Annotated in this window: 6 protein-coding genes; 4 read left to right on the forward strand and 2 right to left on the reverse strand. The window is 61.6% G+C overall.

Annotated features, from left to right (window positions below):
* Positions 1-270 precede the first annotated feature (270 nt).
* Positions 271-2,301, forward strand: a complete 2,031-nt coding sequence (locus AACY49_RS25305; RefSeq protein WP_339527107.1) for a methyl-accepting chemotaxis protein — start codon at positions 271-273, stop codon at positions 2,299-2,301.
* Between the two features lie 129 nt (positions 2,302-2,430).
* On the opposite strand, the gene AACY49_RS25310 is transcribed toward AACY49_RS25305, so the two are convergent.
* Both AACY49_RS25310 and cra read right to left on the reverse strand, forming a co-directional pair.
* Complete coding sequence (locus AACY49_RS25310) at positions 2,431-3,207, reverse strand: TatD family hydrolase (protein ID WP_258697599.1); 777 nt, start codon at positions 3,205-3,207, stop codon at positions 2,431-2,433.
* Between the two features lie 3 nt (positions 3,208-3,210).
* A complete protein-coding gene (gene cra / locus AACY49_RS25315; protein WP_339527109.1) occupies positions 3,211-4,206 on the reverse strand; it encodes a catabolite repressor/activator in 996 nt (331 codons plus the stop codon).
* A gap of 301 nt (positions 4,207-4,507) precedes the next feature.
* Here cra and ptsP point away from each other — a divergent pair, with 301 nt between their 5' ends.
* From ptsP to AACY49_RS25330, 3 genes are read left to right on the forward strand one after another with little or no spacing between them, the layout of a single operon-like run.
* Positions 4,508-7,369, forward strand: a complete 2,862-nt coding sequence (gene ptsP / locus AACY49_RS25320) for a phosphoenolpyruvate--protein phosphotransferase (RefSeq protein ID WP_339527111.1) — start codon at positions 4,508-4,510, stop codon at positions 7,367-7,369.
* Positions 7,369-8,310 (forward strand): 1-phosphofructokinase, encoded by a 942-nt coding sequence (pfkB, locus tag AACY49_RS25325; RefSeq protein WP_258697596.1) that lies wholly within the window; start codon positions 7,369-7,371, stop codon positions 8,308-8,310. Before ptsP ends, pfkB begins: the two co-directional genes overlap by 1 nt.
* Positions 8,311-8,321: 11 nt before the next feature.
* Entirely contained in the window at positions 8,322-10,061 is a 1,740-nt protein-coding gene (locus tag AACY49_RS25330) for a PTS fructose-like transporter subunit IIB (protein WP_339527113.1), read from the forward strand.
* Positions 10,062-10,186 lie beyond the last annotated feature (125 nt).

Below are 10,186 nucleotides of genomic sequence, written 5' to 3' on the forward strand. Positions count from 1 at the left end.
AGGGGGCTTGCCCCCGTTGGGTCGCGAAGCGGCCCCCGGCGCCCATCCAGGCAGACTAAGTTGTCTGGAATTACGACTGCTTCGCAGCCGAGCGGGAGCAAGCTCCCTCGCCACAGGGGCTCATCCGCTCCAACAACGGCGACCTGTCGTTAACCTTAAGTTACAAAACCTTCCTCCGAATTAAGCTATACAGAGATAGCGCCAATAGTGGCTATCTGCTGTCTCTGCGCGCCTGCCAATAAAAATAAAACATCAAAGGGAGACTTCACAGTGAAGAGCTTGCTCTATCCCGCCGTCGCGCTGATGAACCGCCTGAGCTTCGGCATGAAGTTCAGTCTGATCAGCGTGCTGTTCCTTGTGCCAATGCTGGTGACCAATTTCTATCTGGTACGCGATTCCTACCGCGAATTCCAGGGCACCCAGGTCGAGTTGCAGAGCCTCGACCTGCTGGGCAGCGGCCTGAGCCTGCGCCGGGATCTGGAAACCCTGAACAACCTGGTGCAGATCAACGTCACCCTCGGCCAGTCCGGCAAGGCCGGTCATGTCGAATCGACGATCAGTGCCCTGGAGCAAAGCGTTCTGACCCGTTTGCAAGGGCTGGCGGCGATGACCACTGACCCGGAACAAATCACGTTTTTCGATGGCAAGCGCGATGAAATGATCGTCGCGTTCAAGGCCCAGCAAGCGGAAAACTCCCTGCAAAGCAAAAGTGCGCTGATCGGCAAGTTGCTCGGCAACGCGCAGATTTTCAGCCAGATCATCGCCAGTCAGGCAGGCCTGAGCCGTGACAGCCAGAGCGACATGCGGCAGCTGAGCGAACTCATTACCAACGTCACGCCGGCCGTCACCCAGACGCTCGGCGAAGGCCGGGCGATGGGCGCTTACTCGCTGGGGCAGGGCTTTCTCAATTCGGCGTCGAGCACCCGTTTCGAAGAGTTGCTGGCGCAGATCGAAAAACTTCAGGCCGAATACGGTCTGAAATTGCAGGACGCACTGGGCTCCAGTAAAGCCGCGCGTGAAACCCTGGCTGCTCAGGCCGACAGCAGCAAGGCCTCCCTGAAAAAGGCCAGTGAATTGTTCGAAGAACAGGTGGTGATGGCCGATACCCTCGATGCGCCGTGGCAGGCTTTTTACGATCAGGTCACAGGCCTGATGGACCAGACCTACCACCTCAATGAAGCCACCCTGAAGTTTCTCGATATTCAGTTGCAGCAGAGGCTGGAGCAGCACCGCACCCACATGGTTTTGCAGGCAGTGGCGCTGGCGCTGGTGTTTGTGTTGATTTTTTACCTCTATGGCGGTTTCTACGCCTCGACCCGCACCACCCTCAAGCGTCTTGGCGCGGTGATGGACAAGGTGGCGGCCGGTGACATGACCGTGACTTTCAGCGCCAACAGCCGCGATGAACTGGGCGAGTTGGGTGAGGTGTTCACCGGTACCGTGAAGAAAATCCATGACCTGATCGAGCGAGTGGGCCAGACCGTCGGCGAGGTCGAGCGTCAGGCTGGTCAGGTCGAAAGCGTGTCCGCCCAGAGCAACCAGGCGGTGGCGGGGCAGCGCACACAGATCGAACAGGTCGCCACGGCGATGAACCAGATGTCGGCCACTTCCCTGGAGGTGGCGCGCAGTGCCTCTGCGGCCGTCAGCAGTGCCCACAGTGTCAATGACGAGACCATCAGCGGTCGTGGGCTGGTGGAGTCCCAGCAGGGCAGCATCGCTGCACTGGCCAGTGAGATCGATCAATCGGTACGGGTGATCAACCAACTGGCCAGCGACAGCCAATCCATCAGCCGTGTGCTGGAAGTGATCAAAAGTATTGCCGAACAGACCAACCTGCTGGCTCTTAATGCCGCTATCGAAGCCGCGCGCGCGGGCGAGCAGGGCCGTGGTTTTGCGGTGGTGGCGGACGAGGTTCGGACCCTGGCCAAGCGCACCCAGCAATCGACCGAAGAAATTGAGCAGATGATTGCCAAGCTACATAGCGGTGTCGGTGCAGCCGTCAAGGCGATGGGCACCAGCCATCAGATGGCCAACGGCACGGTCGGGCAGTCCGAAAAGGTCCAGCAGGCGCTGGAAAACATCCTCGGCGCCGTCGGCATGATCGTCGACCAGAACCAGCAGATCGCCGCCGCGGTAGAACAGCAGACCGCGGTGGCTCACGACATCGACCAGAACATCGTCGAGATCAACCGCGCCGGCGAGCGTACCGCCGACGGCGCGCACCAGACTGAAAATGCCAGCCGAGCATTGTCGGCGCAGGTGGTGGAGCTCAAGCAATTGATCAGCGCGTTCCGGGTTTGATGCCACGCAGCAGATCCAATGTGAAGCGGGCTTGCCCGCGATAGCGTCTTACCATTCAACATCAATGTTGACTGACAGTCCGTCATCGCGGGCAAGCCCGCTCCCACAGGTATTGCGTGAATCAGCGGACTACCAGTTGAACAACTCACACGCATTGGCGGTGCTGACGGTAGCCAGTTGTTCGGGGCTGATTGCCATGATGGCGGCCAGTGCCTCGCAGATCGCCGGCAAATGGGCCGGGCTGTTGCGTTGGCCGGGGAACATGGCGGGGGCCATGTCCGGTGAGTCGGTTTCCAGTACCACCGCTTCAAGGGGCAAGCCGGCGATCACCCGGTGCATGCGCAAGGCTTGCGGCCAGGTCGCGGCGCCGCCGAGGCCGAGTTTGAAACCGAGCTTGATGTATTCGCGAGCCTCTTCCTGGCTGCCGGCGAACGCATGAATGATGCCCGCCCGTTTCAAGCGAAAACGTTTGAGCGTGGCAATCACCGCCGCGTGGCTGCGTCGCACATGAATCAGCGCCGGCAGATTGAAGTCCGCCGCCAGTTGCAGTTGGGCATCGAACAGTGTTTGCTGACGTTCACGATCGAGGGTTTCGATGAAGTAATCCAGACCGATCTCGCCCACCGCGCATAGCTGGCGATGGCCCGCCAATCGAGTCAGCCAGTCACCGAGTTCGGTCAAATCCTCAGGGCGATGGTCATCCAGATACACCGGATGCAAACCGAACGCCCCATGCAAATCGGGATCGCTTTGCACCAGCTCCCAGACCCGCTGCCAATTGGCCTGATAAACCCCCAGCACCACCATCCGCCGCACGCCGAGGGCGCGGCTTTCGGCCAGCAGCGCCCGACGATCCGGGTCGAAATCCGGAAAATCCAGATGAGTGTGGGTGTCGATCAGTTCCACGGTTCAATCCTGATGAATACGCTGCTTGAAGGTCCGTGCGATGGCCTGCACGCCGGGCTGGTAATCGGCCTGTTCGATGGCGGCCAATGCCAGCTCCAGGGCTTTGTCGGCGATCAGCTGGTGCTGCTGGGACATGGCGTTGACCGGCAGCGGCAGGAAGTCCAGCAACTGCGTATCACCGAAGGTGCCCAGGCGCAGCGGGCGGGATTTGAGCGGGAAGTCGTGCAAGGCATCGAACACGCCCTGAAGCAGCACATAGGAGGTGGTCACCAGCGCATCCGGCAAATGGCCCAGACGCTGGAGCAACTCTTCCATCAATTGTTTGCCGCACTCACGGCTGAACGACTCACCGTGTTCGATCATCGCTTCGCCTTTAAAGCCGTTCAGCGCTTGCTTGAAACCCGCCGCCCGCTCCTGGCTGATACTCAATTCGGGGCGTGCGCCGATCAGCGCGATCTGTTTTGGCAGCGGGTCCAGCAGGCTGCGGGTCAGGTGCAGACTGGCTTCGCGATCATCGCTGATCACCGAGCAGAAGTGCTCGGGTTCCATCACCCGGTCGATGGCGATGATCGGAATGCCTTTGGCCTGCAACAGGCGATAGCTGTCGTCGCCGGTCGGCAGGCAACTGGCGACGATCAACGCATCGCAGCGGCGGGCACGGAACAGTTGCAGCAGTTGCCGTTCACTGTCTGGCGCATCGTCGGAACTGGCGATCAGCAGCTGATAACCGCGAGCCCGGGCGCCTTGCTCAAGTAGTTTGGCGATTCGTGCGTAACTGGGGTTTTCCAGGTCCGGCAGAATGAACCCCAGGGTGCGGGTGTGCCGACTGCGCAGCCCGGCGGCCTGAGGATTGGGTGTGAAGCCATGTAGTTCGACCACCGCCCGCACGCGCTCGACGGTGGCGCTGCTGATGCGTTGCTGTTCGGCCTTGCCGTTGATGACATAACTGGCGGTGGTCACGGAGACGCCGGCCAGCTGTGCAATATCACTGAGTTTCAACCCGGGTTTTCCTTTTTTATTCGAGTTTGCCCGACATTTTCGCCGATCCTACCTGATTCAGGCAGACGACCATTGTCGCAGCACATCCGACAATTGGACTTCAAGGATGAGACATTATCGAGTAACGTGCCTAACATTCTAGATTAAACGTTTCAGCAGGCGTATTTTCTACGTTATAGGTCGCTTTGGTCGGTTCTGCCGCGAAACCGCCAAAATTGCCCCTGAAAAGGTGTTTCCAAACGCCTAAGCTGAATCAATCAAAACAATACCTGGCGTCACACGGCGCCAAAAAGGAGAAAGCATGCTCGAGCTCACCATAGAGCAGATATCCATGGGCCAGTCGGCTGTGGATAAAGCCAGCGCCTTGCAATTACTCGCTGACAGACTCGTGACCGATGGCCTGGTGGCCGACGGTTACCTCGCCGGCTTGCAGGCCCGGGAAGCCCAGGGCTCGACCTTTCTTGGTCAAGGTATTGCCATCCCCCACGGCACCCCGCAAACCCGCGATCAGGTGTTCGCCACCGGCGTGCGGCTGATGCAGTTTCCTGATGGCGTGGACTGGGGCGATGGCCAGATCGTTTATCTGGCCATCGGTATTGCTGCCAAATCCGATGAACACCTGCGCTTGCTGCAACTGCTGACCCGTGCCCTCGGTGAAACCGACCTGGGCCAGGCCCTGCGCCGCGCCAGTTCCGCAGAAGCCTTGCTGAAGCTGCTGCAAGGCGCGCCGCAAGAGCTGGCACTGGACGCACAGATGATCGGCCTCAGTGTGTCCGCCGATGACTTCGAAGAGCTGGTCTGGCGCGGTGCCCGTTTGCTGCGTCAGGCCGATTGCGTGAGCAACGGTTTTGCCGGCGTCCTGCAGCAGGTCGAGGCGCTGCCCCTGGGTGATGGCCTGTGGTGGCTGCACAGCGAGCAAACGGTGAAGCGTCCAGGTCTGGCCTTCGTTACCCCGGACAAACCCATTCGCTACCTCGGTCAGCCGCTGAGCGGTCTGTTCTGCCTGGCCAGCCTCGGTGAAGCCCATCAGGCGCTGCTCGAACGCCTTTGCGCGTTGTTGATCGAAGGTCGTGGTCATGAATTGGGCCGCGCCACCAGCAGCCGCGCGGTGCTGGAAGTGTTGGGTGGTGAAGTGCCGGCGGATTGGCCGAGCGCACGCATTGCCTTGGCCAACGCCCACGGCTTGCATGCGCGCCCGGCGAAGATCCTCGCGCAACTGGCGAAAAGTTTTGAAGGCGAAGTTCGCGTACGCATCGTCGACGGTCACGACAGCGCGGTGTCGGTGAAAAGTTTGAGCAAGCTGCTCAGCCTTGGTGCCCGTCGCGGTCAGGTGCTGGAATTCATTGCCGAACCGACTATCGCTGCCGACGCCTTGCCCGCCTTGCTGGCGGCCATCGAAGAAGGCCTCGGTGAAGAAGTCGAGCCGCTGCCGGTAGTGAGCCAACAGCGCGAAGTGATCGCTGATGTTGCCGAAGTGCTGCTTGCACCGGCCTCCGGCAGTTTGATTCAGGCGATTGCCGCCGCGCCGGGGATCGCCATCGGCCCGGCGCATATTCAAGTGCTGCAAGTTATCGATTACCCGCTGCGCGGTGAGTCTGCCGCCATCGAGCGCGAACGTCTCAAGCAAGCGTTGGTGGATGTGCGTCGCGACATCGAAGGCCTGATCGAACGCAGCAAGGCCAAAGCGATTCGCGAGATTTTCATCACCCATCAGGAAATGCTCGACGACCCGGAACTGACCGACGAAGTCGCCACCCGCCTCAAGCAAGGTGAAAGCGCCGAAGCGGCGTGGATGACGGTGATCGAAGCCGCCGCCAAACAACAGGAATCGCTGCAGGACGCATTGCTCGCCGAACGTGCCGCCGATTTGCGCGACATTGGTCGTCGGGTGCTGGCGCAATTGAGTGGCGTCGAAACACCGGCCGAGCCTGCGCAGCCGTACATTCTGGTGATGGACGAAGTCGGCCCGTCGGACGTTGCACGTCTTGATCCGACGCGCGTGGCCGGCATTCTCACCGCTCGCGGTGGTGCCACGGCCCACAGCGCTATCGTCGCCCGGGCTCTGGGTATTCCAGCGCTGGTGGGCGCCGGTGCCGCCGTGTTGCTGTTGAAACCGGGCACGCCGCTGTTGATCGATGGCCAACGCGGTCGCCTGCACGTGGACGCCGATGCCGCGACCTTGCAGCGTGCCACCGAAGAGCGCGACACCCGCGAACTGCGCTTGAAGGCCGCCGCCGAACAACGCCATCAACCGGCGCTGACCACCGATGGCCACCCGGTGGAAGTGTTCGCCAACATCGGTGAAAGCGCCGGCGTCACCAGCGCGGTGGAGCAAGGCGCCGAAGGCATTGGCCTGCTGCGCACCGAACTGATTTTCATGGCCCACCCACAAGCGCCGGACGAGGCGACCCAGGAAGTCGAATACCGTCGCGTACTCGATGGCCTGGCCGGCCGACCGCTGGTGGTGCGCACCCTCGACGTTGGTGGCGACAAACCGCTGCCGTACTGGCCGATCGCCAAAGAAGAAAACCCGTTCCTCGGCGTGCGTGGCATTCGCCTGACCCTACAACGTCCGCAGGTCATGGAAGCGCAGTTGCGCGCCTTGCTGCGTGCGGCGGATAACCGTCCCTTGCGGATCATGTTCCCGATGGTCGGCAGCGTCGATGAGTGGCGTCAGGCTCGGGACATGACCGAACGTCTGCGCCTGGAAATTCCGGTGGCCGATTTGCAACTGGGGATCATGATCGAAGTGCCGTCGGCCGCCTTGCTGGCGCCGGTGCTGGCCAAGGAAGTGGACTTCTTCAGCGTCGGCACCAACGACCTGACGCAATACACCCTGGCCATCGACCGTGGTCATCCGACCTTGTCGGCCCAGGCTGACGGCTTGCACCCGGCAGTGCTGCAACTGATCGACATCACCGTGCGTGCGGCTCATGCTCATGGCAAGTGGGTCGGCGTGTGCGGTGAACTGGCGGCCGATCCGCTGGCGGTGCCGGTGCTGGTGGGCCTGGGTGTGGATGAGTTGAGCGTGTCGGGCCGCAGCATTGCCGAGGTCAAGGCGCGTATTCGTGAACTCAGCCTGATCCAGACTCAAACCCTTGCCCAACAGGCCCTGGCCGTGGGCAGCGCGAACGAAGTCCGCGCATTAGTGGAGGCCCTGTAATGGCCAAGATCTTAACCCTGACCCTCAACCCGGCACTGGACCTCACCGTTCAGTTGCCGGTACTTGCACCCGGTCAGGTCAACCGCAGCGACGAAATGCACACCCACGCCGCTGGCAAAGGGGTAAACGTGGCGCAGGTGTTGGCCGACCTCGGGCATCAAGTGACCGTCAGTGGTTTTCTCGGGGAAGACAATCTTCAGGCGTTCGAAACCCTGTTTGCCAAACGCGGTTTCACCGACGCGTTTATCCGTGTCCCCGGCGAGACCCGCAGCAATATCAAACTGGCGGAAAGCGATGGGCGCATCACCGACATCAACGGTCCGGGGCCGAGGGTCAGTGAAGCGGCGCAGCAGGCCTTGCTCGATCGTCTCGACCAGATTGCTCCCGGGCATGACGCGGTCGTGGTGGCCGGCAGTTTGCCCCGTGGCGTGAATCCTCAGTGGTTGCGGGAACTGATCCATCGCTTGAAAAAACGCGGCTTGAAGGTGGCGCTCGACACCAGCGGTGAAGCCTTGCGCGCAGGTTTGGCGGCCGGTCCATGGCTGATCAAACCCAACACCGAAGAACTGGCGCAAGCGCTGGGGTGCGAGGTGGTTTCCGTGGGCGCCCAAGCCGAGGCGGCGAGCCGTTTGCATGCTCATGGCATCGAGCACGTGGTGATTTCCGACGGTGCGGACGGGGTGAACTGGTTCAGTGTCGGCTCGGCCATGCACGCCACGCCGCCCAAGGTCAGCGTGGTCAGCACTGTCGGTGCCGGGGATTCGTTGCTGGCGGGCATGCTGCACGGTTTACTCAGTGCCGATACGCCGGAACAAACCTTGCGCACCGCCACCGCGATTGCCGCCATGGCCGTTACCCAGATCGGTTTTGGTATCGGCGACGCCGCGCAGCTGGCGCACCTCGAACAGGGTGTGCGCCTGCGCCCCCTGACAGAACAATAAGAGGGTTTGCAATGAAGTTAGCCATTGTTACGGCCTGCCCGAACGGTATGGTCACCAGTGTGCTGTGTGCTCGTCTGCTCGATGCAGCCGCCCAGCGTCAGGGCTGGAGCACCAGTGTTGAAGTCGTTGATACGGCCCATCCGGAGCGCCAACTGTCGGCCGCGACCATCGAGGCTGCCGAGTGGGTCTTGCTGGTCACCAGTGCGCCTGTGGATATGTCGCGGTTCGTCGGTAAACGCGTGTTCCAGAGCACCCCGGCCCAAGCCCTGCAAGATGTTGAAGCGGTGCTGCGTCGCGGGGTGGAGGAGGCCGAGGTTTACGTCGCGTCCGAAGCCACCGCCGAGCCGGCTGCGGTCGTTAAAAGTGCGCCACGCCTGGTGGCCGTCACCGCGTGCCCGACCGGCGTCGCCCACACCTTCATGGCCGCCGAAGCCTTGCAGCAAGCGGCCAAGCGTCTGGGCTACGACCTGCAAGTGGAAACCCAAGGCTCGGTCGGCGCGCGTAATCCACTCAGCGCGGCGGCGATTGCCGATGCCGACGTGGTGCTGCTGGCGGCAGACATCGAAGTCGCCACCGAGCGTTTCGCCGGCAAGAAAATCTACCGATGCGGCACCGGCATTGCGCTGAAACAAGCCGAAGCGACGTTGAACAAAGCCCTGGCCGAAGGCAAGCAGGAAAGCGCGTCGACCGGCGCCAAAGGCCCGGCCAAGCAAGAAAAGACCGGTATCTACAAACACCTGCTGACCGGTGTGTCGTTCATGTTGCCGATGGTGGTGGCGGGCGGTCTGATGATTGCCTTGTCCTTCGTGTTCGGCATCACCGCGTTCAAGGAGCCAGGTACGCTCGCGGCCGCGCTGATGCAGATCGGCGGCGAGACTGCGTTCAAGCTGATGGTGCCACTGTTGGCGGGGTACATCGCCTACTCGATCGCTGACCGCCCAGGCCTGGCGCCGGGGATGATCGGTGGTTTGCTGGCGAGCACCCTGGGTGCCGGTTTCATCGGCGGGATCATTGCCGGTTTCATCGCCGGCTATGCGGCCCAGGCGATCAACCGTTATGCGCGTTTGCCGCAGAGCCTCGAGGCGCTGAAACCGATCCTGATCATCCCGTTGCTGGCGAGTCTGTTCACCGGTCTGGTGATGATCTACGTGGTCGGCAAACCGGTGGCCGGGATGCTCGCGGGGCTCACGCACTTCCTCGACAGCATGGGCACCACCAACGCGATTCTGCTGGGTGTGCTGCTGGGCGGCATGATGTGCGTCGACCTCGGTGGGCCGATCAACAAAGCGGCTTACGCGTTTTCGGTGGGGCTGCTGGCGTCGCAAAGTTATGCACCGATGGCCGCGACCATGGCCGCCGGCATGGTGCCGCCGATTGGCCTGGGCATTGCCACGTTCATTGCCCGACGCAAGTTCGCCCAGGCTGAACGCGAGGCCGGTAAAGCGGCGCTGGTGCTGGGGCTGTGCTTTATCTCCGAGGGGGCGATTCCGTTTGCGGCGAAAGACCCGTTGCGGGTAATTCCGGCGAGCATCGCTGGCGGCGCGCTGACCGGCGCGTTGTCGATGTACTTCGGCTGCAAACTCATGGCGCCCCACGGTGGCTTGTTCGTGATGCTGATTCCGAATGCGATCAACCATGCGCTGTTGTATCTGCTGGCGATCGTGGCCGGGAGTTTGCTGACGGCGGTGGCGTATGCGCTGCTCAAGCGGCCTGAGACGGTGGAGTTGGCGCTGGAGCCGGTCAAGGCATAGATCAAAAGATCGCAGCCTTCGGCAGCTCTTATCAAACAAAAAATAACGCATTGTTTTTGCTCTGAAATTTATCCAACCATCACCAACTGCATCCCCAGCTTGCGCGCCTTGCGTTCCAAGGCGCG

Origin of the sequence: Pseudomonas sp. EL_65y_Pfl2_R96 (assembly GCF_963970905.1) — a bacterium.
Taxonomy (GTDB): Bacteria; Pseudomonadota; Gammaproteobacteria; order Pseudomonadales; family Pseudomonadaceae; genus Aquipseudomonas.